23 protein-coding genes are annotated in these 25,736 nt (G+C 74.7%); 6 read left to right on the forward strand and 17 right to left on the reverse strand.

What is annotated here, in order from left to right; translation table 11 throughout:
• The first annotated feature begins 239 nt into the window (after positions 1–239).
• Positions 240–1,574, forward strand: coding sequence for a UDP-glucose/GDP-mannose dehydrogenase family protein (locus tag AB0E83_RS15835; protein ID WP_362110929.1), 1,335 nt, complete (start codon positions 240–242; stop codon positions 1,572–1,574).
• Positions 1,575–1,599: 25 nt separating this feature from the next.
• Here the strand turns inward: AB0E83_RS15835 and AB0E83_RS15840 are convergent, their stop codons facing one another.
• The 4 genes from AB0E83_RS15840 to AB0E83_RS15855 all read right to left on the reverse strand — a co-directional run bounded on the left by AB0E83_RS15840 (position 1,600) and on the right by AB0E83_RS15855 (position 5,513).
• Entirely contained in the window at positions 1,600–2,523 is a 924-nt protein-coding gene (locus AB0E83_RS15840) for a membrane dipeptidase (RefSeq protein WP_362110932.1), read from the reverse strand.
• Between the two features lie 128 nt (positions 2,524–2,651).
• The gene (locus AB0E83_RS15845) at positions 2,652–3,848 is read right to left on the reverse strand and encodes a dipeptidase (RefSeq protein WP_362110935.1); all 1,197 of its coding nucleotides are present in this window, start codon (positions 3,846–3,848) and stop codon (positions 2,652–2,654) included.
• Complete coding sequence (gene purE / locus AB0E83_RS15850; protein WP_362111100.1) at positions 3,845–4,342, reverse strand: 5-(carboxyamino)imidazole ribonucleotide mutase; 498 nt, start codon at positions 4,340–4,342, stop codon at positions 3,845–3,847. Before purE ends, AB0E83_RS15845 begins: the two co-directional genes overlap by 4 nt.
• 31 nt (positions 4,343–4,373) lie before the next feature.
• Entirely contained in the window at positions 4,374–5,513 is a 1,140-nt protein-coding gene (locus tag AB0E83_RS15855; protein ID WP_362110938.1) for a 5-(carboxyamino)imidazole ribonucleotide synthase, read from the reverse strand.
• A gap of 181 nt (positions 5,514–5,694) precedes the next feature.
• Here AB0E83_RS15855 and AB0E83_RS15860 point away from each other — a divergent pair, with 181 nt between their 5' ends.
• Positions 5,695–6,222, forward strand: a complete 528-nt coding sequence (locus tag AB0E83_RS15860; protein ID WP_362110941.1) for a GtrA family protein — start codon at positions 5,695–5,697, stop codon at positions 6,220–6,222.
• 3 nt (positions 6,223–6,225) lie between these two features.
• Here the strand turns inward: AB0E83_RS15860 and AB0E83_RS15865 are convergent, their stop codons facing one another.
• Entirely contained in the window at positions 6,226–7,497 is a 1,272-nt protein-coding gene (locus tag AB0E83_RS15865) for an ATP-binding protein (RefSeq protein ID WP_362110944.1), read from the reverse strand.
• Between the two features lie 266 nt (positions 7,498–7,763).
• On the reverse strand, positions 7,764–8,441 hold the full coding sequence (locus AB0E83_RS15870; RefSeq protein ID WP_362110946.1) for a response regulator transcription factor: 678 nt from the start codon (positions 8,439–8,441) through the stop codon (positions 7,764–7,766).
• 429 nt (positions 8,442–8,870) lie between these two features.
• Between AB0E83_RS15870 and AB0E83_RS15875 the strand changes: the two genes are divergently transcribed.
• On the forward strand, positions 8,871–10,376 hold the full coding sequence (locus AB0E83_RS15875; RefSeq protein ID WP_362110949.1) for an oligopeptide:H+ symporter: 1,506 nt from the start codon (positions 8,871–8,873) through the stop codon (positions 10,374–10,376).
• 67 nt (positions 10,377–10,443) lie between these two features.
• Here AB0E83_RS15875 and AB0E83_RS15880 read toward each other — a convergent pair whose 3' ends face one another.
• The 6 genes from AB0E83_RS15880 to AB0E83_RS15905 all read right to left on the reverse strand — a co-directional run bounded on the left by AB0E83_RS15880 (position 10,444) and on the right by AB0E83_RS15905 (position 15,424).
• The gene (locus AB0E83_RS15880; RefSeq protein WP_362111103.1) at positions 10,444–11,787 is read right to left on the reverse strand and encodes a hypothetical protein; all 1,344 of its coding nucleotides are present in this window, start codon (positions 11,785–11,787) and stop codon (positions 10,444–10,446) included.
• A gap of 14 nt (positions 11,788–11,801) precedes the next feature.
• The gene (locus tag AB0E83_RS15885; RefSeq protein WP_362110952.1) at positions 11,802–12,815 is read right to left on the reverse strand and encodes a hypothetical protein; all 1,014 of its coding nucleotides are present in this window, start codon (positions 12,813–12,815) and stop codon (positions 11,802–11,804) included.
• Positions 12,812–13,636 (reverse strand): hypothetical protein, encoded by an 825-nt coding sequence (locus AB0E83_RS15890; RefSeq protein ID WP_362110955.1) that lies wholly within the window; start codon positions 13,634–13,636, stop codon positions 12,812–12,814. The genes AB0E83_RS15885 and AB0E83_RS15890 overlap by 4 nt, the downstream gene beginning before the upstream one ends.
• Positions 13,633–14,343, reverse strand: coding sequence for a peptidase (locus AB0E83_RS15895; protein WP_362110958.1), 711 nt, complete (start codon positions 14,341–14,343; stop codon positions 13,633–13,635). Before AB0E83_RS15895 ends, AB0E83_RS15890 begins: the two co-directional genes overlap by 4 nt.
• Positions 14,344–14,546: 203 nt before the next feature.
• A complete protein-coding gene (locus AB0E83_RS15900; protein WP_362110961.1) occupies positions 14,547–14,966 on the reverse strand; it encodes an ATP-binding protein in 420 nt (139 codons plus the stop codon).
• Positions 14,967–15,046: 80 nt separating this feature from the next.
• A complete protein-coding gene (locus AB0E83_RS15905) occupies positions 15,047–15,424 on the reverse strand; it encodes an STAS domain-containing protein (RefSeq protein ID WP_362110965.1) in 378 nt (125 codons plus the stop codon).
• A 210-nt stretch (positions 15,425–15,634) separates the two neighbouring features.
• On the opposite strand from AB0E83_RS15905, the gene AB0E83_RS15910 reads away from it, so the two are divergent.
• The 3 genes from AB0E83_RS15910 (at position 15,635) to AB0E83_RS15920 (ending at position 20,042) form a co-directional block, all read left to right on the forward strand.
• Positions 15,635–16,528 (forward strand): RNA polymerase sigma factor SigF, encoded by an 894-nt coding sequence (locus tag AB0E83_RS15910; RefSeq protein ID WP_362110968.1) that lies wholly within the window; start codon positions 15,635–15,637, stop codon positions 16,526–16,528.
• A 230-nt stretch (positions 16,529–16,758) separates the two neighbouring features.
• Positions 16,759–17,958, forward strand: coding sequence for a DegT/DnrJ/EryC1/StrS family aminotransferase (locus AB0E83_RS15915; protein WP_362110971.1), 1,200 nt, complete (start codon positions 16,759–16,761; stop codon positions 17,956–17,958).
• A complete protein-coding gene (locus AB0E83_RS15920) occupies positions 17,955–20,042 on the forward strand; it encodes a lipopolysaccharide biosynthesis protein (RefSeq protein ID WP_362110974.1) in 2,088 nt (695 codons plus the stop codon). The genes AB0E83_RS15915 and AB0E83_RS15920 overlap by 4 nt, the downstream gene beginning before the upstream one ends.
• A gap of 9 nt (positions 20,043–20,051) precedes the next feature.
• On the opposite strand, the gene AB0E83_RS15925 is transcribed toward AB0E83_RS15920, so the two are convergent.
• The 5 genes from AB0E83_RS15925 to AB0E83_RS15945 form a co-directional block, all read right to left on the reverse strand.
• Complete coding sequence (locus AB0E83_RS15925; protein ID WP_362110977.1) at positions 20,052–21,113, reverse strand: glycosyl hydrolase; 1,062 nt, start codon at positions 21,111–21,113, stop codon at positions 20,052–20,054.
• On the reverse strand, positions 21,110–21,571 hold the full coding sequence (locus AB0E83_RS15930) for a hypothetical protein (protein WP_362110980.1): 462 nt from the start codon (positions 21,569–21,571) through the stop codon (positions 21,110–21,112). Before AB0E83_RS15930 ends, AB0E83_RS15925 begins: the two co-directional genes overlap by 4 nt.
• Entirely contained in the window at positions 21,568–23,505 is a 1,938-nt protein-coding gene (locus AB0E83_RS15935; protein ID WP_362110983.1) for a hypothetical protein, read from the reverse strand. Before AB0E83_RS15935 ends, AB0E83_RS15930 begins: the two co-directional genes overlap by 4 nt.
• A 123-nt stretch (positions 23,506–23,628) precedes the next feature.
• A complete protein-coding gene (locus tag AB0E83_RS15940) occupies positions 23,629–24,438 on the reverse strand; it encodes a polysaccharide deacetylase family protein (RefSeq protein ID WP_362110986.1) in 810 nt (269 codons plus the stop codon).
• Positions 24,435–25,730 (reverse strand): glycosyltransferase, encoded by a 1,296-nt coding sequence (locus AB0E83_RS15945; protein WP_362110989.1) that lies wholly within the window; start codon positions 25,728–25,730, stop codon positions 24,435–24,437. Before AB0E83_RS15945 ends, AB0E83_RS15940 begins: the two co-directional genes overlap by 4 nt.
• Positions 25,731–25,736: the final 6 nt, after the last annotated feature.

Here is a 25,736-nt window from a genome sequence, read left to right on the forward strand (position 1 = left end):
ACCGCCGCCGCGAACGGAGCGATCTTCGCCTCCGCCAGCGCACGCACCGACTCCCGGAGCATCTCGTGCTCCTCGGAGGTCCGGTACAGGTCGAAATCTGCCGATCCCGCCACGTTCACTCACTCCCACGCTTGCTAACTACCGTTAAGTAACTCGAAGGGTAGGGCGTGAGCGGGGGCCTTGTCAGGGCACGACTATGCTCGGGCAGGCAGTTCCGCCCGACGTTCCTGGAGTCCCGCATGGCCCTGAAGATCACCGTGATCGGCACCGGATACCTCGGCGCCACCCACGCCGCGGCCATGGCGGAGATGGGCTTCGAGGTGCTGGGCCTCGACGTCGTGCCCGAGAAGGTCGAGCTGCTGTCCTCCGGCCGCGTCCCGATGTACGAGCCCGGCCTGGAGGAGCTGCTGGCCCAGCACGTCGCCGGGATCGAGGGCTCCACCGGCCGGCTGCGCTTCACCACCTCCTGGGAGGAGCTGGGCGCCTTCGGCGACGTCCACTTCGTCTGCGTGAACACTCCGCAGAAGCACGGCGAGTACGGCTGTGACATGAGCTACGTCGACGCCGCCTTCGCCTCCCTGGCCGGCGTGGTCCGCGAGGGCTCCCTGGTCGTCGGCAAGTCGACCGTGCCGGTCGGCTCGGCCGAGCGGCTGGCCGGGACGCTGCCCGAGGGCGTGGACCTGGCCTGGAACCCCGAGTTCCTCCGCGAGGGCTTCGCCGTCCAGGACACCCTGCGTCCGGACCGGATCGTCGTCGGCGTCTCCGGCGACGGCGCCGGGCGGGCCGAGAAGCTGCTCCGCGAGGTGTACGCGGCGCCGGTCGGCGCGGGCTCGCCCTTCGTCGTCACCGACTACCCGACGGCCGAGCTGGTGAAGACGGCCGCGAACTCCTTCCTCGCCACCAAGATCTCCTTCATCAACGCGATGGCCGAGGTCTGCGAGGCGGCCGGCGGCGACGTCGCCAAGCTGGCCGAGGCGATCGGCCACGACGAGCGGATCGGCGACAAGTTCCTGCGGGCCGGCGTCGGCTTCGGCGGCGGCTGCCTGCCCAAGGACATCCGGGCCTTCATGGCCCGCGCGGGCGAGCTCGGCGTCGACCAGGCGCTGACCTTCCTCCGCGAGATCGACTCGATCAACATGCGGCGGCGCGGCCAGATGGTCGAGATGACCCGCGAGGCGCTGGGCGGGAACTCCTTCCTGGGCCGCCGGGTCGCCGTCCTCGGCGCCACCTTCAAGCCGGACTCGGACGACGTCCGCGACTCCCCCGCGCTCAACGTGGCCGGTCAGATACACCTCCAGGGCGGCCAGGTGACCGTCTACGACCCCAAGGGCATGGAGAACGCCCGCAAGGTCTTCCCGACCCTCGGCTACGCGGAGACGGCCCTGGAGGCCGTCCGCGGCGCGGACGTGGTGCTGCACCTGACCGAGTGGCGCGAGTTCCGCGAGCTGGACCCGGCCGAGCTGGCCGCGGTCGTCTCCTCCCCGGTCGTCCTCGACGGACGCAACGCCCTGGACGGCGAGCGGTGGCGGGCGGCCGGCTGGACGTACCGGGCGATGGGCCGCCCGCGGGCCTAGGCCGTCCCTTCCGGACCGGGCCGGGTCAGGCGGCGACGGGCCTGATCCGGTTCGTACGGGACAGGAACTCGGCCTCCCGCAGGGCCCTGGTCGCGTTCCCGTGGGCCAGGCCCACCAGGTCCTGGGCCGGCCAGCCGCGCCGCAGCAGCTCCGCGAAGAGCGGTACGTAGCCGGCCGCCGGGGCCATCAGGTGGGAGAGGCCGGTGGAGCCGGGCCCGGCCCCCTCGCGCACCCGGTCGAGGGCGTCGGCGGCGGCCGCCGGGTCCTCCCCGACGGGGACCATGCAGACGGCGCCGTTCTCGCCGAGGAGGCGCAGCACGTCGTCCGGGAGGGCCTCCGGGGCGGCCCGGGTGAGCAGGGCGGGGGCGCGGGTGACGGCGAGGACCTCGCGGACGGTGTCCCGGTCGGCGCCGGAGAGGTCCACGGCGAGGCCGATGCGGTTCATCTCGCGGACCGCCTCGCGGGCGAAGCGGTCGAAGCCGGTGAGGTTCACGGCCCGGACGCCGAGGGCGTGGTACGCCCGCAGGGTGGCGGCGGAGCCGCCGAGCGCGGTCCAGCCCACCGGCCCGAGGAGGGCGGCGACCCGGCCGCAGTCGCGGGCGTGGCCCATCTCCGAGGTGGTGTGCGCCAGGCGCAGGTCGTCGGGGCAGGCGGCGACGAGCGCGCGGACGGTGTCGAGGCGGCGCAGGGTGCCGAGGACGCCGTCGTCGGGGTCCACATGCAGCGACCAGAACTGGGCGCCGGTCTCCCGGGCCCGGGCGGGCGGCAGGTCCTCGGGGTCGAGGAGCGCGGGGAGCTCGGTGTGTCCTTCGAGGACGGGCTGGGCGGCGAGGAGGGCCCGGGCCCGGGCGGTCTCGTCGAGCGGCGGCGGGGCCTGCTCCGGGGGTTCCGGCGCGCCGAGGGCGCCGGAGGCGGCAGAGGGGCGGGGACGGTCGTCCAGGTCTGCCATGGCACTGTTCACACTTCCGGACTCGGTGGCGCGGCACCACCCCGCCGGAGGGGCGGGGCAGTACCGTCCACGGTGCCACCGGGGCCCGGGCGGAGCCCGCCGGGCTGCGCCGTACGGGTGAGGCCCGGTCAGGCGCCGTCGAGCTGCTCCAGGGTGGCGTGGGAGGCGGGGGTGCGGGCGGACAGGTCGCGGGCGGCGTCCTCCGCGTCGCGGAGCACGCGGACCGCGTTCGACCAGGTCAGCTTGGTGAGGTCGGCGCGGGACCAGCCGCGGTCGAGGAGCTCCGCGATCAGGTGGGGGTAGCCGGAGACGTCGTCCAGGCCGGCCGGGGTGAAGGCGGTGCCGTCGTAGTCGCCGCCGATGCCGATGTGGTCGACGCCGGCGACCTCGCGCATGTGGTCGAGGTGGTCGGCGACGGTGGCGGCGGTGGCGACCGGGCGCGGGTGCTCGGCCTCGAAGGCGGCGTGGAGGGCCTTCGCGCGCGGGGTGGTGTCGAGGTGGTGGAGGCCGTGGGCGCGGAGGTTCTCGTCGGCGCGCAGGGTCCACTCGACGGCCGCGGGCAGGATGAACTTCGGGACGAAGGTCGCCATCGCCACGCCGCCGTTGGCGGGCAGCCGCTCCAGGACGTCGTCCGGGACGTTCCTCGGGTGGTCGCAGACCGCGCGGGCGGAGGAGTGGGAGAAGATCACCGGCGCGGCGGTCTCGTCGAGGGCGTCGCGCATGGTGGTGGCGGCGACGTGCGAGAGGTCGACGAGCATGCCGCAGCGGTTCATCTCGCGGACGACGGCGCGGCCGAAGGCGGTGAGGCCGCCGTGCCGGGGCTCGTCGGTGGCGGAGTCGGCCCAGTCGTTGTTCTCGTTGTGCGTGAGGGTCATGTACCGCACGCCGAGGGTGTGGAAGGCGCGCAGGGTCGCGAGGGAGTTGGCGATCGAGTGGCCGCCCTCGGCGCCCTTGAGGGAGGCGATCCGGCCCTCCTCGCGGGCCTTGACGAGGTCGTCGGCGGTCCGGGCGGGCGCGAGGTCGGCCGCGTACCGCTCGACCAGCCGGTCGACGGCGTCGATCTGCTCCAGGGTGGCGCTGACCGCGCGGTCGCCGGCGAACCGGCCGGGGACGTACACGGACCAGAACTGGGCACCGACCCCGCCGGCGCGGAGCCGGGCGAGGTCGGTGTGGAGGGTGGCCGAGCGGTCGCCCGCGATGTCGAGCGCGTCGAGGTCGTAGCCGCACTGTTCGCGCAGCGCCCACGGGAGGTCGTTGTGCCCGTCGGCGACGGGGGCCTCCGCGAGGAGGGCGCGCGCCTCGGCGAGCCGCTCGGCCGCGCTCACTTGCCGAACCCGAAGGAGTCGGCGCCGGCGACCTTGGCGCGCAGCCGCTTGCCCTTCTCGGTGGCCTGGCCGTTGAGGTCCTGGAGGAAGTCGCCCATCCGGGCCTGGAGCTCGGGGTCGGCCGAGGCGAGCACGCGGACGGCGAGCAGGCCCGCGTTGCGCGCGCCGGCGACGGAGACGGTGGCGACCGGGATGCCGGCGGGCATCTGGACGATCGAGAGCAGCGAGTCCATGCCGTCGAGGTACTTCAGCGGCACGGGGACGCCGATGACCGGGAGCGGGGTGACGGAGGCGAGCATGCCCGGCAGGTGGGCGGCGCCGCCGGCGCCCGCGATGATCGCCTTGAGGCCGCGGCCGGCGGCCTCCTCGCCGTACGCGATCATCTCGCGCGGCATCCGGTGCGCGGAGACGACGTCGACCTCGTACGGGATCTCGAACTCGTCGAGCGCCTGGGCGGCGGCCTCCATGACGGGCCAGTCGGAGTCGGACCCCATCACGATGCCGATGAGCGGGTTGCTCGCCTGGTTACTCAACGATCGTCCCTCGCAGGTAGTCGGCGGCGTGGCGGGCGCGCTCCAGCACCTCGTCCAGGTCGTCGCCGTAGGTGTTGACGTGACCGACCTTACGCCCGGGCTTCACGTCCTTGCCGTACATGTGGATCTTGAGCTGGGGGTCCCTGGCCATGCAGTGCAGGTAGCCCTGGTACATGTCCGGGTAGTCGCCGCCGAGGACGTTGCACATCACGGTCCACCGGGCGCGCGGGCGGGGGTCGCCGAGCGGCAGGTCGAGGACGGCCCGGACGTGGTTGGCGAACTGGCTGGTGATCGCGCCGTCCATGGTCCAGTGGCCGGAGTTGTGCGGGCGCATCGCCAGCTCGTTGACGAGGATCCGGCCGTCGGTGGTCTGGAAGAGCTCCACGGCCAGGTGGCCGACGACGCCGAGCTCCTTGGCGATCCGCAGGGCCAGCTCCTGGGCCTGCCCGGCCAGCTCCTCGTCGAGGTCGGGGGCGGGCGCGATCACGGTGTCGCAGACGCCGTCGACCTGGCGGGACTCGACCACCGGGTAGGCGACGGCCTGGCCGTGCGGGGAGCGGACGATGTTCGCCGCGAGCTCGCGGACGAAGTCGACCTTCTCCTCGGCGAGCACGGGCACGCCGGCGAGGAAGGGGTCGCGGGCGTCCTCGGCGGTGCGGACGAACCAGACGCCCTTGCCGTCGTAGCCGCCGCGCACGGTCTTGAGGATGATCGGGAAGCCGCCGACCTCCTCCGCGAAGGCGACCGCGTCGGCCGGGTCGGCCACGATGCGGTGCCGGGGGCTGGGCGCGCCGATCTCGTCGAGCTTCGCCCGCATCACCCCCTTGTCCTGGGCGTGCACCAGGGCGTCGGGCCCGGGGCGGACGGGGATGCCGTCGGCCTCCAGGGCGCGCAGGTGCTCGGTGGGGACGTGCTCGTGATCGAAGGTGATCACGTCGCAGCCGCGCGCGAACTCACGGAGCGTGTCCAGGTCGCGGTAGTCGCCGATGACGACCTCGCCGGCCACCTGCGCCGCCGAGTCCTGCGGGGTGTCGCTGAGGAGCTTGAACTTGATGCCGAGGGGGATGCCCGCCTCGTGGGTCATGCGGGCGAGCTGCCCGCCGCCGACCATGCCTACTACCGGGAACGTCACCCTCTTAGGGTATCCGCACCATCGGTGAACACTCGTCCGGCTGTGTCTTGCCACAAGGCGTGACGGCGCGCCGACGGGTTTTCCACAGGTTTCGGGCTACCCGGGCGGGTGACAGGGGAGGCTGGTTAGCATGGATGGGTTGACGTCACCAGGACGTCACCCGACGGACGGACCGACCCCCATGAGCGAACCCGGCGCGCTGCGGATGCGACTCGCCCTGCTCGGCCGCGAGGTCGCCAAGTTCGGTGTGGTCGGCGGACTCGGCGTCCTGGTCAACCTGGCGGTCTTCAACCTGGTCCGGCACACCACGGAGCTTCCGGTGGTGCGGGCGAGCCTGATCGCCACGATCGTCGCCATCGCCTTCAACTACGTGGGGTTCCGTTACTTCACGTACCGCGACCGCGACAAGTCGGGCCGCACCAAGGAGATGACCCTCTTCCTGCTGTTCAGCCTGGTCGGGCTGGTCATCGAGAACGGGATCCTCTACGCGGCGACCTACGGCCTCGGCTGGAACTCACCGCTGGCCAGCAACTTCTTCAAGTTCTTCGGCATCGGCGTGGCGACCCTGTTCCGCTTCTGGTCGTACCGCACCTGGGTCTTCCGGGCGCTGCCCGCGAAGGAGGCGGTGCAGACCGCCGAGTCCTTCCTGGAGCGGGCCGAGCCGGTGGCGCCGCGGCAGGCCCGCCGCCGGCAGCCCGACCACGTGTAGCCCTCACCGCACGGGGCGCGCCGGGGGCTCCTTCTGGACGCTGCGGGCCTCGCGGCTGAGGAAGAGGGCGAAGACCGGGGGCTGGAGCTGGAGCAGTTCCAGGCGTCCGCCGTCGGCCTCGGCGAGGTCCCGGGCGACCGCGAGGCCGATGCCGGTGGAGCTGCGGCCGCTGACCGCCCGCTCGAAGATCCGCGCGCCGAGGTCGGCGGGGACGCCGGGGCCCTCGTCGGTCACCTCGATCACCGACTGGTTGCCGGTGACGCGGGTGCGCAGGGCGACGGTGCCGCCGCCGTGCATGAGCGAGTTCTCGATGAGGGCGGCGAGGACCTGGGCGACCGCGCCCGGGGTGCCGATGGCCCGCATGTCCTGCTTGCCGGAGCGGACGATGGCGCGGCCGGCGCTGCGGTAGGCGGGGCGCCACTCCTCGATCTGCTGCTTGACGACCTCGTCGACGTCGAAGGCGACGGCGGAGCCGGAACGGGGGTCGCGGGAGTTGGTGAGCAGCCGTTCGACGACGTCGGTGAGCCGCTCGACCTGGGTCAGCGCGATCGTCGCCTCCTCCTTGACCGTGTCCAGGTCGTCGGCGAGCGCGACCTCCTCCAGGCGCATGGAGAGCGCGGTCAGGGGGGTGCGGAGCTGGTGGGAGGCGTCGGCGGCGAGCCGGCGCTCGGCGGTGAGCATCCGGGCGATCCGCTCGGCGGAGGCGTCGAGCACGTCCGCGACCCGGTCCAGCTCGGGGACCCCGTACCGCTTGTGCCGGGGCCGGGGGTCGCCGGAGCCGAGCCGTTCCGCGGTCTCGGCGAGGTCGGTGAGCGGGGAGGCGAGCCGGTTGGCCTGGCGCACGGCGAGGAGGACGGCGGCGATGACGGCGAGGCCCGCGACGGCGCCGATGATCAGGGCCGTGCTGCCGACCTCGGAGGTGACGGCGGAGCGGGACTCCTCGACGACGACGGTCTCGCCGCGCTCGCCCTCCGCGGAGCCGCGGATCACGCTGCCGGTGGGGCGGGTGCCGATCTCGATGGGGGGCCGGCCGGGGATGGTGACGAGCGCGTACCGCTTGGCGCCGCTCTGCTCCGCGAGGATGTCGGGGTTGACCGGTTCGCCGCCGATCAGACGGCTGTCGACGATCGAGACGATGCGGAGGGCTTCGGCCTCGACGCTCTCCTGGGCGCTGCTGGTGATCGTCCTCGTCTCGACGAGGACGAGGGAGACGCCGAAGACGGCGATCACGACGAGGACGACGGCGAGGGTGGAGGTGATGAGGCGGCGGCGCACTTGCCCTCCCGGGCGGGGGTACGGGTTCTTCGGCGGGGCCCTTGTCGGCGCGGCGGGGCCGGGGCCTTGCTCGGTGCGGCGGCCTCGGGTGCGGGGCCCGTCGACGCGGCGCGCTCGTGGTGCGGGTTCAGGCGCGGGGACCCGGGCGCGGCCGAGGGCGCCGTCCGCCGTGCCCACCCGTTCCGCCCTGGGGGCGCACCCCTGGACGAAGCCCTCGGACGAAGCCCTCGGGGGAAGAACGCGTGCCCACGGCGGGGGCGGCTCGGTCAGCTCTTCTCGAAGCGGAAGCCGACGCCTCGGACGGTGGCGATGTAGCGGGGGTTCGCCGCGTCGTCGCCGAGCTTCTTGCGGAGCCAGGAGATGTGCATGTCGAGGGTCTTGGTGGAGGACCACCAGGTGGTGTCCCAGACCTCGCGCATCAGCTGGTCGCGGGTGACGACCCGGCCCGCGTCGCGGACGAGGACGCGGAGGAGGTCGAACTCCTTCGCGGTGAGCTGGAGTTCCTCGTCGCCCATCCAGGCCCGGTGCGACTCGACGTCGATGCGGACGCCGTGGGTGGCGGGGGCGGGGGCGGGCTCGGTGGCGCCGCGCCGGAGGAGGGCCCGGACGCGGGCGAGGAGTTCGGCGAGGCGGAAGGGCTTGGTGACGTAGTCGTCGGCGCCCGCGTCGAGCCCGACGACGGTGTCGACCTCGTCCGCGCGGGCGGTGAGGACCAGGATCGGGACCGTGTGACCTTCGGCGCGCAGCCGCCGGGCGACCTCCAGGCCGTCCATGCCGGGCAGGCCCAGGTCGAGCACGACCAGGTCGACGCCGCCCTGGAGGCCGGTGTCGAGCGCGCTCGGCCCGTCCTCGCGGACCTCGACCTCGTACCCCTCTCTCCGCAGGGCGCGGGCCAGCGGCTCCGAGATGGATGCGTCGTCCTCGGCGAGCAGTACACGGGTCATGGGGTGATGGTAGTCCGCACGGGTGCCGGGCCGGGGCGGGATCGCGAGGGCTCGATGATCACCTCGGATGCAGGGTGCGTAACCTGGGGATCACCTTGGAATGGGGCCCGTTGGTTCCATGGTCACCTGTGATCCATCTCTCAAGTCCTTCCATATCCGGCACTGTCGTGTCGTATGGTGGCGAGACGTCTGTAGCGGTAATCGGGGACCTTTGGCCTGCTTCGTCAGCCAAGGTCCTCTTTTCTGCGCGAGGCCGGCCCTGCCAGCCTTGAGACGGTGAACGACCTGTGGGCCGGGTCCCGGCGCGTGAAGGCGCGCGACGGGGCGTGGATCCCGGAGGGGTGCGAACGCTCCCGTCCGGTGCCGGCCACCCCCCACCGGGCGCGTCACGCTCACGAGGCGTCGCGTCCCGACAGAGCAAGGATCGACATGGCGGCAACGACCGTTCCCGCGGGTTCGGAGAAGACCTTCTTCGGGCACCCCCGCGGCCTCGCCACCCTCTTCATGACCGAGATGTGGGAGCGCTTCTCCTACTACGGTATGAGGGCGCTTCTCGTCCTGTACCTGGTCTCCGGTGGCGCCGACGCCGCCGTGGGCAGCCAGGGTGGCGGCCTCGCCATGACGGCGGCCACGGCCACGGCCATCTACTCGGTGTACGTGTCGATGGTCTACCTGATGGCGATGCCCGGCGGTTGGTTCGGTGACCGCGTCTGGGGCGCCCGCAAGACGGTCGCCATCGCCGGCTTCGTGATCATGGCCGGTCACCTGTCGCTGGCCCTTCCCGGCCAGGCGATGTTCTTCGTCGGTCTGGCGCTCGTCGCGGCCGGTTCCGGTCTGCTGAAGGCCAACATCTCGACGATGGTCGGCCACCTCTACGACGGCCCGGACGACCCGCGCCGCGACGGTGGCTTCACCCTCTTCTACATCGGCATCAACCTCGGTGCCTTCGTCGCCCCGTTCGTCGTCGGCACCGTCGGCGAGAAGGTCAACTGGCACCTCGGCTTCGCGCTCGCCGCGGCCGGCATGGGTCTGGGTCTGCTCCAGTTCCTGATCGGCACCAAGAACCTGAGCCCGAAGAGCAACGTCGTCCCGAACCCGCTGTCCCCGGCCGAGCGCAAGGGCGTGCTGGTCAAGGTCGCGCTGGTGGTCGTCCTCGCCGCCGCCTTCTACGGCGTCGTCGTCGCCCTGGGCATGTACACCCTGAACTGGGCGCTCGTCCCGATCACCCTCGCCGGCCTGATCATCCCGGTCGCCGTCCTCGTCCGCATCAAGCGCGACAAGGACCTCTCGTCGGCCGAGCAGTCGAAGATGACCGGCTACATCTGGTTCTTCGTCGCCGCCGCCGTCTTCTGGATGATCTACGACCAGGGCGGTTCGACCCTGTCGCTGTTCGCCGACGACAAGACCGCCGACACCGTCTTCGGCTTCGGCTTCCCGGCCACCTGGTACCAGTCCCTGAACCCGCTCTTCGTCATGGCGCTGGCCCCGGTCTTCGCCTGGCTGTGGCTGTGGCTGGCCCGCAAGAACCAGGAGCCGAACACCATCGTGAAGTTCGCGATGGGTCTGGTCCTGGTCGGCGCCTCCTTCTTCGTCTTCATCGTCCCGATGAACATGGCGGGCGGCGGCGACAAGGTCTCCCCGATGTGGCTCGTCTCGATCTACATGATCCAGACCATCGGTGAGCTGTGCCTCTCCCCCGTCGGCCTCTCGGTGACCACGAAGATGGCGCCGCAGAAGTACGCCTCCCAGATGATGGGCGTCTGGTTCCTCGCCGTCACCGCCGGTGACTGCACCACGGGTCTGCTCTCGCTGGCCGGTGTGGACCTGAACGGCACCGGGATCATCGCCCTGGAGGCGACCCTGGCGGTCGTCGCGGGCTTCGCGGTCTACATGTACCGCAAGAAGGTCCAGGCCCTCATGGGCGGCGTGCACTGACACGCGTGACGTCCGGGGCGGCCCCGGAACACCTCGGGGTGTTCCGGGGCCGCCCCGTTTCCGCCTCCTAGCGGCCGCGGCGGGCCGGCCGCCACGGGGTGAAGGTGAAGACCGCGCCGCCGAGGAGGATCGCGGTGCCCGCGACCAGGCCGAGGGCGCGCAGCGCGCCGTCGTCCTCGGCGCCGGTCTGGGCGAGGCCGCCACCGCCGGAGCCCGGGCCGGAACCGTTGCCGTCCGTGCCGCCGTTGTCGCCGGAGCCGGGGGCGCCGCCGGACTGCTCGGTGGTGTCGAGGGTGAGGGAGGCCTCGACCGCGCCCTTCACCTGGCAGGGGATCTTGATCGGTTCGGCGCCGGGGGCGAGCGCGACGGTGATGGTGAGCGCGCCCGGGGAGAGCGTCGCCCTGCCGGTGGCGCCGGGCTTGTAGGTGCCCTTCATGTCGGTGAGGCTCACCGGGTCGTTCATCTTGAGCGCGGTGGGGTTGGGCGCGCCGGTGACCTTGACGGTGCCGCTGTCGTCCCCGCCGATCCTGATGTCCATGCTGGGCGTGAGGGCCTTGGCGGGCAGGGGCGCCGGGCTGTTCATGACGCCCTTGGCCGTCTTGACCGTGAGGTCGTACGCGCCGCCGTTCTTCCTGGCGCTGACGGTGACCTTGGAGTTGATCGAGGCGGGGCCGGGGGACGTGCAGGCGAAGGCGACCTTGACCTCCTTGCCCGGGAAGTCGGTCCGCCCGCCGCCGGAGCCGCCGCCGTCCGAGCCCCCGCCGCCGTCCGACCCGCCACCGGAGCCGGAACCGGAGCCGGAGCCGGACCCGGAACCGCTGCCGCTGCCGCTGCCCGAGCCGGAGCCGCTGCCGGAGCCCGAGCCGCCGCTGTCGGAGCCGCCGCCCGCGCTCACCTTGATCGTGGCGCCGACCGGGACCCGCTCCTCGGGAGCGCACTTGGTGTCCGTGGACAGCGGCTTCGACACGTTGATCGTGTACGCGTCGGGCGTCAGGGTGACGTCGCCCGCCGCGGTCAGCTTCAGCGTGCCCTTCATCTCCGGCAGGACCATGGGCGAGTTCTTGGGGATGGGCGGGTTCTGCCGGGGGCCGGACAGGGCGAACGTGCCGCTCTGCGCCCCGCCGACCTTCATGGTGCCGGTCGGCTTGACCGTGTTCGCCTCCAGGTCGATCACGCCGGGGTTCTTGGAGGCCGCCCGCACGGTCTTCCAGACGACCTCGACGGTGTCGCCTACCTCGGCCGTGGCGGGGGCGGTGACCAGTACCGTCGTGGTGCCCTGGACCGGCGGGAGGCGGGAGATCGACGGCGGGATGCACTCCGTCCTGAACGAGATCTGGGCGGCCTGGGCGGGACCGGCGGAAAGCAGGATCCCCGCGCCGCCGAGCATCAGCGCGATCCCGGCCGCGCTCATCCTCCGTTGCGTGCTCACGAATGTCCCTTCGTCGTCGTCTGGCTGTTCTCGGACGGTGCGGAGTCGGGGAGGAACCACGGCAGGGCCGCGGTCGTCCCGATGCCGTCCGCGTCCGCCGGTACGGGGACGGGGACGGAGGCGCGGTTCCGGCCGCCGGCCCGGTCGACGAGGACCATGCCGATCCGGAAGAGGGCGGCGGGGACGACCACGGCGAGCAGGACCCAGAAGAGGACCACGCCCCAGGGCCGGCCCACCCTCCAGGGCTGCTCGGCCAGGACCTTCCCACCGTGGGAGACGGAGACCCGGTAGTCGCCGTGGGCGCCGGCGGCGAGCTCGACGTCCAGCTCGATCCGGGCCTTCTGCCCGGGTTTCACGGTGCCGCGCCACTGGTGCTCCTCGTCGCGGGGGGCGAGGACGCCGCGGGCGGTGCCGACGAGGAAGACCGGGTCGCGGACGGGGGCCGTGCCGAGGTTCCCGACGGTGAGCACGAGGGTGCGGCTCGGCGGTGCCCCGAACCAGGTCAGCACCCCGCTGGAGCCCTCCAGGCGGGCGGCGGCGAGGACGGCGAGCCGCCCGTCGCCGGCGGTGTCGGGGAGCGGGGCCGTGGGGTGCCCGCCGACGGTGAGGGCGGCGTCGACGACGTCCTGCTGTCCGGTGACGCCGGCGACGTGCACGACGCAGGGGCAGGGCTCGGGCGGGGCGACGACCGGCAGCTTGACGCTGAAGGCGCCGCGCGGGTCCACGGTGGCGGCCCGGCCGTCGGTGTTGGCGCACGAGTTGGTGCCGCCGACGACGCCCTTCTCGGGGGTGCCCCGGCCGCAGAGCAGCACCATGAGCAGCGCCCCCGCCTTCCAGCCGGTGCCGCTGACGGTGATCTCGTCGCCCTTGGGGGCCTGGTTCCGGGAGACGGCCACCGCGGGGTCGCCCTCGGCCGGCGCGGGATGCGCGGGCACGGCCGGGAGCAGGGCGAGGGCGAGGGCCGTGAGCAGCGCGGCCAGGGCCGTGCGGGCGCGGGCGGCCGGTCTCATGCGGTTGCTCCCTTCGTACGGCTCCGGCGCCGCCCCCGGCTCCGGCGCCGGGCCCCGTACGCGGTCGCGCCCGCCGCCGCGAGCAGCGCGGCGGCGGAGCCGGCGAGGGCGGGCGCGGAGGCGAAGACGGCGGCGGTGGCGGCGGTGGCGGGGGCGGCCCCGGCGGCGGTGGCGGTGAGCCGGACGGTGACGGAGTCGAGGGCGGGCGGGTCGGGCCAGGGTTCGGTGCGGGCGGCGCGCTCGCCGGGGCGGAGGGTGAGCGGCAGGGCGCGGCCGGGGCGGTCGAGGACGGTGCCGAGGAGGCCGTCGGCGCGGACGGCGAGCCGGGGGCGGTCGAGGACGGTGCTGCCGCGGTTGACCAGGGTGTAGTGGAGGGTGCCGGTGGCGCGGTCGACGCGGGCGTCCTCGACGGTGAGGGCGGCGAGCCGGGGCCCGCTGACCTTCAGCCGCAGGTCGACGGCGGTCCGCCGGCCGCCGGCCGCGGCCCGGACGGTGCCGCGGTGCTCGCCGGGCGGGGTGGCGGCGGTGACGGTGACGGCGAAGGGCACGTCGGCGCGGGTGCGGGCGGGCACGGTGACGGTGCGGGCGGCGAAGGCGACGGCGGCGGGCCCCTCGCCGGTGAGGGTGACGGTGAGCGGGCGGGGCCCCGGGTTGGTGACCGAGAGGGTGTCCTCCAGGACGCTGCCGGCGGGGCCCTCCAGGTAGGCGTACGGCCGTCCGGCGGCGGGGGCGGCGGTCCACTGCGGGGCGGCGGGGGGCGCGGCGCCGAGCGCGCCGAGGACGGCGCCGGCGGCGAGGAGCGCGTACCGGGCCCTGCTCACGGCCGGCCCGGGCGGGGGCGGCGGGTGAGCCAGAGCAGGCCGCCGACGCCGCCGAGGAGGACGGTGCCGCCGAGGGTGCCGAGCGCGGCGGTGGTGGGGAGGCCGCCGGTCCGCGGCAGTTCGCCGCCGGGCAGGCCGCCGGCCGCCTCCTCCTCGGCGGGCGTCCCGGTGTCCTTCTCCGGGAGGCCGGTGACGGTGAGGGTCAGGGAGGGGGCGGGGTCGTTCGCGGGCTCGCAGACGGCGGCGTCCATGCCGAGGGCGCGGACGGTGAGCGGTCCGGCGGTGAAGGTGACCGTGCCGTTGCGCTTCGGCGCGTAGGTGCCGGTGAGGGTGCCGATCCGGATGGGGGTGAAGGCGGGGACCGCGGCGGCGTTGGGGACGCCCTTCACCCGGACGGTGCCCTCGTCGTCGCCGCCGAGGACGAGGTCGGCGCGGGGGGTCATGACGCCCTTGGGGAGTTCGACGGGGCTGTCGGAGACTCCCTTGTCGAAGGTCATGGTGATCGCGTAGGCGTCGCCCTTCCGCTCGGCCGTGATGTCCACGGGCGAGACGGCCTCGCGGTCGCCGATCTTCGTCTCGCACGCGTACCTCACGTCGACGACCTCGGCGCGGGCGGCGGGCGCGGCGGCCAGGCCGGCCGGTCCCCAGACCGCCGCGGCGGCCGCGAGCACGACGGCCGTCCTCCTCCGGTTCGGCTTCCTGTCCACCCGCGACCCCTCACCGCATGTTACTGACGGTCTTTCAGATTGGGCGTCAAGGTACGCCCGGGGCCGTACGGAGGGAAGAAGCGCGACGGTGAAAGTCCGGTGCCCGGCGCGGCCGGGCGCGGGCGGGCGCCGGGAACCGCCGGACGGGCGGGGCCCGTTCGGCCAGAGCCGTCAGGAGGGCGGGGCGGGAGCGGCCGGAACGGTCAGGCGGGCGAGGCGAGTTCGGCCCAGACCGTCTTCCCGGGGGCGCCGGGGACGCGCTGGACGCCCCAGTCGAGGCAGAGCCGCTGCACGATGAACATGCCGTGCCCGCCGGGGCGTCCGGCCCGGTGCGGGGTGCGGGGGGCGGGGTGCCCGGCGCCGCGGTCGGTGACCTCCAGGCGGACGGTCCGGGCGAGGCGGACCACCCGGAGCCGCTCGGGGCCCTCGGCGTGCAGGCAGGCGTTGGTGACCAGTTCGGAGACGACGAGCAGGACGTCCTCGGCGGCGGCCCTGCGGTCGGCGGTGGCGGCGGGGAGCCAGCCCCACTCGGTGAGCGCCGACCGCGTGAAGTCGCGGGCGAGCGGGACGGTGCCGCTGGTCTCGCCGAGCGCGAGCGTACGCACCTCGGAAGCCTGGTCCATCAACGCTTCACCTCACCGGTCGACGAGACAGCAGGGACAGGGACGGGCAGAAGGGGTGTGCCGGGGGTCCGTCCGGGGGGTCAGCCCGACCCGGGGAGGGCCGTGGCGAGGGTCTCGTGCAGGGTGAAGACGGCCTCCGCGCCGGTGATCCGGAAGACCCGGGCCACCGCGGGCCGCATGGCCACCAGATGGACCCCGCCGCCGGCCGCCTCGGCCCGCAGCCGGGCCGCGAGGAGGACGTTGAGTCCGGTGGAGTCGCAGAAGCCGAGTTCCGCGCAGTCGACGACGAGCCGGGCGCGGCCCGCGTCGAGCGCCGCGTCGAGCGGGACGCGCAGCAGTTCCGCGGTGTGGTGATCGAGCTCACCCGTCGGGACGAAGAGTTGGGTGCCGTCCGCCACGACCCTGGTCTCGACCCGCAGCCGCGCGGGCTGCGCATTGCCGACGTGCTGGCGCTCCATGGCCGGGTCCCTCCTCGCTCGCCTCCACGGGAACCCTACTAGCGGGGCCCCGTCCGGCGCACACGAGCCCCCCAGGAAACCACACATACCGGACTATTGCCACTTGCAACGATCAGTGCCGAGCAGGTAGGGCTAGTAAGGAACACCCGAACCAGCCGGCTTTGGAGGCGCCGCAAACCGCACCCGGACACCCGTTCCTGGAGGAGACCCATGTCACCCCGGCTCGACGCCCCGCGCACCCCCACCGCGCCGTCGACACCCGCCCCGTCCCGCCCCGCCACCCCCGCGCCCGCCCTGCCCCCGGCGCTCGACGGCCCGCTCGACCGGGTCGCCCCCGCCGACGCCCGGGCCCTGTCGAAGGACCTCTTCGCCCGGCTCGCCGCACTCGAAGAGGGCACCCACGAGTACGCGTACGTCCGCAACACGCTCGTCGAACTGAACCTGGCCCTGGTCCGGTTCGCCGCCGCCCGCTTCGGCACCCGCAGCGAACCCATGGAGGACATCGTCCAGGTCGGCACGATCGGCCTCATCAAGGCCATCGACCGCTTCGAACTCGCCCGCGGCGTCGAGTTCCCCACCTTCGCGATGCCGACGATCATCGGCGAGATCAAGCGCTTCTTCCGCGACACCTCCTGGTCCGTGCACGTCCCGCGCCGGCTCCAGGAGCTCCGCCTCGACCTGGCCAGGGCCGGCGACGCCCTCTCCCAGCGCCTCGACCGCGCCCCCACCGTGGCCGAACTCGCCGAGGAACTCGGCATCCCCCAGGACGAGGTCGTCGAGGGCATGGCCGCCAGCAACGCCTACACGGCCGCCTCGCTCGACGCCCAGACCGAGGACGACGACCACGGACCGAACGAGTCCACCCTCGCCGACCGGCTCGGCTACGAGGACCACGGCCTGACCGGCATCGAGTACGTCGCCTCCCTCAAGCCGATGATCGCCTCCCTGCCCGAACGCGAACGGCTCATCCTGTCGCTCCGCTTCGTCACCGGCCTCACCCAGTCGGAGATCGGCGCCGAACTCGGCATCTCCCAGATGCACGTCTCCCGGCTGCTCTCCCGCACCCTCGCCCGGCTCCGCCGCGGCCTCACCGTGGAGGAATGACCCCCGGCGCGGGCGATCCGGCCCGGCGACCCCCGCCCCGCCGGAGCGATCCGGTGGAATGACCTCCACCGACCCCCGGGAACCGCCAAGATGGCGACGGAAAGGGCCCGTTCACGGTCTTCGACCAGAACGGGCCCTTCCGCGCGACCGCGGCGGGCGCCGGACGGGCCGTTGTTGACGACCCGTCCGGAATGGGCGACATTGAGCCCGTGGATTCAGGGGGGAATCACATGGTTTCTGCGTACGCGGACCTGGAAGAACGCATGCGCGCACGGCTCGGGGGCCGCGCCTGCCTCTACGTGCCGTCGTGCCGCTTCGGCCTCTACCTCGCGCTGCGCCGCTGGTGCGCCCCGGGCGGCCGGGTCCTCATGTCGCCCGTCAACGACGACGTGATCTTCTTCGTGGTGCTCGCCGCCGGGCTGCGCCCCGTCCAGGCCCCGCTCGACCCCGGGGACGGCTCCCTCGACCCGGCGGCCGTCCCCGACTCCGTCTGGTCCGGGCTCTCCGCCGTCCTCACCACCAACCTGTACGGCAACCCCGACCCGGCGCCCGACCTGCGCGCCCGCTGCGACCGGCTCGGCATCCCGCTCCTGGAGGACGCCGCCCACGCCATCGGCTCCACCGTCGGCGGCCGCCCGGTCGGCGCCTGGGGCGACGCCGCCGTCTTCAGCCTCTCCAAGCACACCGGCGCCAAGACCGGCGGCTTCCTCGCCGTCGCCGACCCCCGGCTGCGCGACGGGCTCGCCGCCGAGCGGGACGCGATGCTCCGCCCGGCCCGGCTCACCGGCGAACTCGCCTACCTGGCCCGCCCGTACGCCGAGTCCGCCGCCCGCGGCCTGCGCCTCGCCCGGCCCGCCCACGCCGCCCTGCGCACCCTCGGCCTGCACGAACGGCCCGGGATCCGGATGCCGTTGCGCCCCGCCGAACTGGCCCGGGCCCTCGGCGCGGCGCCCGCCCTCGACCCCTTCGACCCCTGGATCCGGGTCGACATGCACACGTACCGGCTCCGCCCCGGCGCCGCCCGGCTCGGCCGCGTCCGCCGCCGGCTCGACGCGCTCGACACCGCCCTCGACGCCCACCGCGCCGGCACCGCCCGCCTCCTCGCCAGCGAGTACTCCGCCCGGGGCCTCCCCGAGGACGGCGAGGTCCCGCCGCTCTTCCGGGTGCCGCTCCTCGTCGAGGACCGGGACGCCGCCGTCGCCGCCCTCGCCCGCCGCCGGATCACCACCGGCTACCTCTACGACCCGCCGCTCGACGCCTACGCCGGGGAGCCGTTCACCGACCCCTCCCCCTCCCCCGCGCCCGCCGCCTGGTTCGCCGGGCACGCGCTGCCCGTGGACCCGCGCCGCGCCGACGAGGCCCTCGCCGCGCTCCGCGCCGCCGGCGTCCGGCCCGCCGTGCCCTCGCCCGCCCCCGGCGGCGCCCGGTGACCGAGACCGTGCGGGCCCGCGGCGCCGACCCGGACGCCCCGGGGACGCCCGGCGCCGGGGCCTCCGAGGCGAAGGGCGGCGAGAGCCCCGCCGGCGAGGACTCGCTCTTCCGCAACGCCTACGCCCTGATGCTCTCCACCGGCGTCTCCGCCGCCCTCGGCCTCGGCTTCTGGCTGGTCGCCGCCCGCTACTACACGGAGGAGGCCGTCGGTCAGGGCTCCGCCGCCATCGCCGCGCAGCGGATGCTCGCCTCCGTCACGGCGACCACCCTCTCCGGCGCCGTCGTCCGCTACGTCCCCCGGGCCGGCCGCGCCACCGGCCCGCTCGTCGTCCGCCTCTACCTCCTCTCCACGGTGGTGGTGGCCGCCGCCTGCGGGATCTTCCTGCTCACCCTGGACCTGTGGGGGCCCTCGTACGCCCCGCTGGGCACCGTCTCCGCCGGGATCTTCTTCACCCTCTCCTCCGTCGGCTGGGCGCTGCTCACCCTCCAGGACGGGGTCCTCACCGGCCTGCGGAAGGCCTTCTGGGTGCCGGTCGGCAACGCCGTCTTCTCCGTCGGCAAGCTGGTGCTGCTCGTCGTCCTCGCCACCGCCCTGCCCGTCCTCGGCGTCTTCGTCTCCTGGGCGGCGGCGATCGCCCTCTCCACGGTCCCGCTCGCCTGGCTGGTCTTCCGCCGGCTCATCCCGCAGCAGGCCCGCGCCGACCGGGACCGCGAGCCGCCCTCGTACCGCGAGATCGGCCGCTTCGTCGCCGGGGACGCCGTCGGCGCCCTCTTCAGCCTCCTCATGATCAGCCTGCTGCCGGTCATGGTCGCCGTCCGCTTCGACGCCGCGCACAACGCCTTCTTCTACACGGCGTACACCGTCGGCGGCACCATGGAGTTCATGGCCATCAACATGGCCTCCTCGCTCACCGCGCACGCCTCCCACAGCCCCGAGTCCCTCGCCGAGGGCGTGCGGGGCGCGCTGCGCCGGATGACGCTCCTCCTCGTCCCCGTCGTCCTCGTCCTCGTCCTCTTCGCGCCGCTGATCCTCACCCCCTTCGGCCAGGGCTACGCCGACAACGGCTCCCTGGTGCTGCGGCTGCTGGCCGCCGGGGCGCTCCCCCGGGTCGCCGTGGAGCTGTACATCGGGGTGCTCCGCGTCCAGGGCCGCACCGGGATGCTCGCCGCCGTCCAAGGCGGCATGTGCGTGCTCGTCCTCGGCGGCGCGACCGTCCTCCTCGGCCCGTACGGCATCGGCGGCGCCGGGATGGCGGTGCTCGGCGGGATGACCGTGATGGCCGTGGCGTGCGTGCCGGGGCTGCGGGCGGTGCTCAAGGGCCGGCGGCCGGAGCCGGAGCCCCCGGCGGACCCGGCGCCCGCCGGGGACGACGACGCCTACGGGACCACGTGGGCGCGGCAGTCCGCCTACCTGCGCTCCACCGCAGCCCAGGACACGGTGACGCCCGCGTTCGGCATCCCCGTGTACGTCCCCCGGCCGCGCGCGCCCGGGCCCGCCCCCGTGCGCCGCACGCCGCCGCCTCCCGTGCGGGACCGGTCGGGGCCCCTCCGCTGGGCGCTGCTCGGGGGCGCGGCCCTGGCCTTCTGGCTGCCGCTCGCGGTCGCCGCGCCGCTCGACGCGGCCCGGCTCTCCGGCACCGCCCTGCTCGCCGCGCTGCCGGTGCCGACCCTGCTGGCGGGCCTCGTGCTGGTCGCCCTCCAGGGCGCGGCGGTCGGCCCGCGCGCCTTCCGCGGGCCCTACGCGGCCGCGGTCCTGGCGACCACCTTCCTCGCCCTGCACACCGCGCCGCCGCTGCTCGGCCTGCTCCCGCCGCCGGCCGCCGGCCCGGGCGCCGCGCTCCTCGGCACGGGCCCGGCGGCGTGGATCGCCCCGGTGGCGGCGCAGGGCCTGTGCCTGCTCCTGGCCGGGGCGCTGCTGCGGATCGCCGGCGCGGGCGGGCGGCTCGCCACCGGGCTGGTGTGGGTCCTGGTGTGGGCCGGCTGGGCGGGGCAGCAGTCCTTCGCCGCCGCCCCGCTCCCGGCGCTCCTCGGCCTGACCGGCGTCACCATGGCGGCGTACGCGATCCGGGGCCTGCGGTCCTGAGGGGCGCCCTCACCTCCGCGGCAGGGGCTGGTCGAAGTACGGGGCCCGGCCCGCCGCGCGGTACCCGTCCAGCCCCGGCCCGGAGTTGACCGTGAGGTCGCAGCCCGGTCCGGGCACCGCCCGGTTCCAGTGCACGTACGCCTTGGCCTCCGGGAGCGTCGGCGCGACCTCGGGGATCCGCGCGTACCAGTCGCGCTGCCGCTCGGGGCGGTCCGGGTCGGGGGCGGTGGCGAACTCGGCGAGCATGACCGGCTTGTCGTCGGAGACGTTCTTCCGGAGCCAGTCGTAGGAGGGGCGCTGGCTCGCCTCGAAGTCCCGCCAGGCGTCGGTGCCGTGGCAGCGGTAGTAGTTGTACTGGTCCATGCCGATCCAGTCGACGTACCGGTCGCCGGGGTAGAGCGCCTTCATCTCGTCGGCCATGCCCAGGTAGCCGGAGACGGTCCACACCCAGACGACGTTGTCGGCGCCGAGCTCCCGGAAGCGGTCGTGGAGGTGCCGGTAGGCGGCGACGTACTCCTCGGGGGTGCCGGCGCCCTCCTTGATGCGGGCGTCGACCTCCTGGTCGAAGGAGAGGAAGACCCGTTTGCCGTACTCCTTCACGCGGCGGATCTGCGGGTCGATGATCTCGGCGTCGTACCGGCCGGAGGCGATGTTCTTCCAGCCGAGCTGGGTCTCGGTCCAGCCGGCGTGGTGGGGTTCCTTCCAGACGGTGGACTCCCAGGCGAGCATCAGCAGCCGGTCGCGGCCGAGTTCGCGCTCGTCGTCGGTGAGGAGGGTCCCGTCGAGCGCGTTGCCCGACATGTCGTGGTACGTGTACACGAGGTCGAGCTTGCGGCCGATCTTCCGCTCGAAGGCGTACACCGGCCGGGTCAGCGAACTGTCCTGGTCGTAGGGGAGGTACGCGCCCCACCAGGCCCCGCAGGGGGCGACGAGCCGCCGGTCGGGGGCGCAGCGGTCGCCGCCCTCGGCGACGGTGGCCCACACCCCTATCCCGGCGGTCAGCGCCCCGACGGCGGCGAGGGCCACCGCGAACCGTCCGGTGGCCGTGGACCGGGCGTGCCGGCCGTTCACCGGCCCCCACCGGGCCCTCGTTCGCGGGACAGGAAGGACGCGGCGTCCTCGGGCGCGACGGCGCCTCTGGTGGCGGCGGGCAGCGGGAGGCCGGGGAGCAGGGCGGCGGCCGTGGTGAGGGCGGCGAGCGGGAGGAGGAAGGCGGGCACGGAGAAACCCCCGATCAGGAAGAGGAGCGTGGCGGTGAGCGCGGCCAGGGAGAGGCTGAGCGGCGCGGCGAGCGCGAAGGACTCCAGCCGGGCGCCGGGGCGCAGTCCGCGCGGCTGGGGGTGGAGCAGGGCGAGGCCGGGGCCGAGGCAGACGAAGAGGAGGACGGGCGGCCAGCGGAGCGGGAAGCCGTCGGGGAGCAGGGTCGCCGCGAGGGCGAGCCAGCCGGAGGCGGCGACGACGGCGGTCGCGGCCCGGTTCCGGGGCCTGGCCCGCGGCGGGGCGGGGGGCGTGGTGGGGTCCGTGGTCACGAGGCACCGCCCGGGGTGGTGGTCGACGGGGTGTAGGCGAGGACGATCCCGTACGGGTGCTCCTCGACGGTCCGGAAGAGCGGGGACGCCTTGAGCCGGTCGCGCAGGACGGTGAAGCCGCCGGCCGGCAGCAGCCCCTCGCCCGCGGTGTAGACGTCCTGGGTGCGGGTGAGGACGACGTGGGCGGTGGTGCCGCGCGGGATGCGGTCGGCGAGGTAGCGGGCCGGGTCGGCGAGCATCCGCTCGTTCTCGGGGAGTTCCTGTTCGCAGAACCACCAGTGCTCGACCTCGTCGTAGCGGTGCAGGGCCTGCGGGAAGGAGCCGGAGGTGGCGAGGAGCAGCCCGCCGTCGGGCAGCCGGTCGATGGCGCGGGTGACGAGCGCGGACTCGGCGGGCGGGGTGTAGTACATGGCGTCCTTGCCGTAGTACGCGGGCAGGAACCCGGCGGTCAGGGCGAGGAGCGCGGCCGGCAGGGCGACGGCGGCGACCCGGCGGCGCAGGACGGCGCCGCGGCTGCGGCGCCCGCCGCCGGCGGCGGGCACGAGCGCGGCGGCGGCGAAGAACGCGGCGCCGGGCAGCCCGAAGAGGTAGACGCGGAAGAGCATCTCGCCGCCGTAGTCGTTGACGGCGAAGAGCGGTACGGGGGCGGCCGAGGCGAGCAGCAGCGGGAGCGCGCTGCGGGTGAGCCGGCGGCGCGCGAGGACGGCGACGGCGGCGAAGAGGACGACGGCGAGGGCCATGGCGATGCCGGCCCTGCCGGCGAGTTCGGGCCCGGGGCCGGTGAGCTGCCCGGCGTATCCGGCGCGGGAGTTCTGGGTGAGCCGGCCGAGGGACTCCTTCAGGGTGCCGAGGGTCTCCAGGAAGAGCGGGCGGCCCATGGTGAGGTCCCAGGCCAGCATGATCAGTCCGGTGACGGCGAGGAGGCCGAGGTTGCGGTAGCGGCGGGTGAGGCAGAGGGCGGCCAGGACGACGCAGAGCATCACCGGGGTGAGCTGGTGGACGGCGTTGATCCCCAGGATCAGCGGGGACAGGATCAGGACGCCGACGGCCCGCTGGCGGGTGGTGGTGGACGGCGGCACCCCGGCGGCGGCCGGGTCGAGCGCGGTCCGGTCGCGCAGCCGGCCGACCGTGCCGGGCCGGACGAAGTGGCGCAGGACGACGGCGAGCACGGTCAGGTGGAGGACGTACGCGAGGCCCTGCGGGGCGAGGTAGTCCTGGCCGACCCAGTTGGCGAGCTGGAAGATCCAGACGGCGGTCCACACCAGCCGCCAGTCCTCGGTGAAGGTGCGGTAGAGGAGCACCAGCACCGGCAGCAGGATCAGGCCGAGGACGATGGGCGCCCAGTTGAGGTAGGCGGCGGTGGACTCGACGCCGAAGGCGCGGACGAGCGCCGCGTTGAGGGTGAAGAAGCCGGGCCACTGGTCGTAGGCCGACATGTTGCCCGACAGGGCGGCGTGCGGGCGGAGTTCGCCGGCGCCGAGGATGGTGTTGACGACGGCGTCGTGCTTGGACGCCCACGGGTAGCGCACCGAGTCGTAGAGCACGGCGGGCGCCGCCTTGAGGGCGACGAGCAGCCCGACGCAGTAGACGAGCGGCCAGCCCGGCGAGGTCCCCGCGCGGCGCAGCGCCACCAGGAACCCGGCGGTGAGGACGACGAGGGAGGCGTAGAAGACGGCGGGCAGCCGGTCCAGGAGGCCGTAGTCCTCCATGGAGCGGAAGTCGACCATGGGCAGCGACACGGCCCACAGGCCGAGGCCGGCGACCAGGAGGGCCGGGGTGAGCCAGGCGACGGCGGAGGCGGCGGCGCGGGGGCGCGGCTCGTGCGTCCCGTCCGGCCCGTCCGCCCCGGGGACGCCCTCCCGGCCGGGGGCGCCGGGCTGGGCCGGCACGCCCCCCTCGCTCACCGGTGCCGGCTCCTGGTGGTGCTGTCGCACGACGCGTTCTCCCCACTGTCCCCTCCGACGAAGCAAGGGAACGTACTGCGGTTCTGTCCGGGTACACAACTCCCGTCTCGTGTACGGGCTTTGTCGATCTTGTCGGGTTCGGGCCAGGTCCGGTCAGCCGGCGAACTCCGGTCCCCTCACCAGGGCTCTCGCCCGGCGGTAGAGCCGCCAGCCGACGGTCGGCAGGGAGTCCGGGTAGGGGGCCGAGCGGGCGCCGGTGCCCTCCATCCACGCCTCGACGTCGGCGGCGGTGTGGTCGCGGCGGACGATGAGCCGGGCGATCCGGAACAGCTCGTCGGTCTCGGAGCTGAGCGCGTGCCGGACGGCGACGGCGGAGGCGTATCCGGCGGCCTTCGCGGCCCGGCGGACGGCGGGGCTGTTGTAGCCGTGCGGGTAGGCGAGGTGGCGGACCTCGTGGCCGAGGACGTCCTCCAGTTCGGCCTTGGAGTCGCGCAGTTCGCGGCGGAGCGCGGCGGGCCGGAGGGTGTCGAGCTGGGGGTGGCTGACGGTGTGGCCGCCGACCTCCATGCCGTACTCCTCCAGGCGCGGCGCCTGCGCCAGCGTCATCATCGGCGCGGGCGGCAGCAGGCAGGGCCGGCCGGGGGCGAGGGCGCCGGTGGTCAGGTACGCGGTGGCGGGCAGCGCGCGGGCGGCGAGGGCCTCGGCGGTGGGGCCGGCGAGGTCGGCGAAGCCGTCGTCGAAGGTGAGGACGACGGGCCGGGGCGGCAGCGGCGTCCCGGCGGCGAGGTGGCCGACGAGCGCGCCGACGGTCAGCGGGGTGCGTCCGCTGGCGGCGACCGCGTCGAGGTGGGCGGCGAACTGCCGTGGGGTGACGGTGAATTCGGCGATCCAGGCGGGCGGGTCGTCCATCACCGGGTGGTAGAGGAGGACGGGGATGCGGGTGTGCACGGGCGCGCCGCTCATCGGGCGCCTCCCCGGGAGAGCCGGGCCCGGAGGTAGCCGACGGGGCCGTACAGCATCCCGCGCCGCTCCAGCCGGGACAGGGACGCGGGCCACGGGTGCTGCGCGGTGCCGTGCTCGCCGGGGGCGTGGCCCGGCTCGTCGCCCGCGCCGCGCTCGGCGGTCATCGCCCGGGCGTGCGCGAGGCCGCGCGGCAGCCGGGCGAGGAGCGCGGGCAGCAGGGCGGGGCGGCGGACCAGGGTGGCGGTGAGGTAGGCGGTGAGCCCGGCGCCGTAGCCGTACGCCTGGTTCCGCAGGTCCTGCCAGGTCTCGCGGTGGTGGTGCCAGACGAGGGCGTCGGGCGTGTAGCGGAGGCGGTGGCCGGCGGCGAGGACGGCGACGAAGGCGTACAGGTCGTCGCCGCCCTTCGCCGGGGTGCCGGTGCCGGTGGCGGGGTCGAAGCCGCCGGCGCGGCGGAGCGCGGAGGCCCGGAAGGCCATGTTGGCGCCGGAGCCGAAGCTGCCGGCCGTGAACGGGAACAGCGGCTCGTCGGCGGGCGGCCGGGCCGGGTCGTACAGGCGGGGCGCGAAGCCCTTCGCGAAGCCGCCGTGGGATTCGAGGAGGATCTGGGCGGGGGTGGTGAGCCGGGCGGGCAGGATCAGGCCGGTGACGCAACCGAGCCCGGGGTCGGCTGCGAAGGGCGCGGCGAGGGCGCTCAGCCAGCGCGGGTCGGCGATCACGTCGTCGTCGGTGAAGGCCAGGACCTCGCCGCGGGCGGCGGCGACCCCGGCGTTGTGGGCGGCGGCGAGGCCGGGCCGGTCCTCGCGCACGTACCGGACGCGGCCCGCGTACTCCTTCGCGACCAGGTCGCGGGTGGCGGAGGTGCGGGGCGCGTTGTCGACGACGATCAGCTCGTGGTCGGGGTGGTCCTGGGCGAGCAGCGAGTCGAGCGCGCGGGCGAGGGAGGCGGGGCGCTCGCGGGTGGCGACGACGACGGAGGCGGGCGCGCGCTCGGACGGGGGCGCCGGATCCGGGTCCGCCGCCGCGGCGAGCCGCTCGGCGGCGGTCCGCGGGCCGGCGGTCTCCTTCAGGCGCCGCGCCGCGAGCGCGGCCAGGACCTCCGCCGGGTCCTCGCCCGGCGCGCAGTGGCCGAGGACGGTGGCGGCGGGACGGCCGTCCACGCGGACGAGGGCGTAGACGTCGCCGGGCACCGGCGCCGGGGCGCCCGGCGCCGCGCGGAAGGCCGTGACGGCGCCGGACGCGTCGAGGTCCAGCTCGGTGACGGAGATCGCCGGCCGCTGGTTCGTCTGGTTCATCGGAGT

The organism is Streptomyces sp. NPDC035033 (assembly GCF_040636735.1).
Classification (GTDB): Bacteria; Actinomycetota; Actinomycetes; order Streptomycetales; family Streptomycetaceae; genus Streptomyces.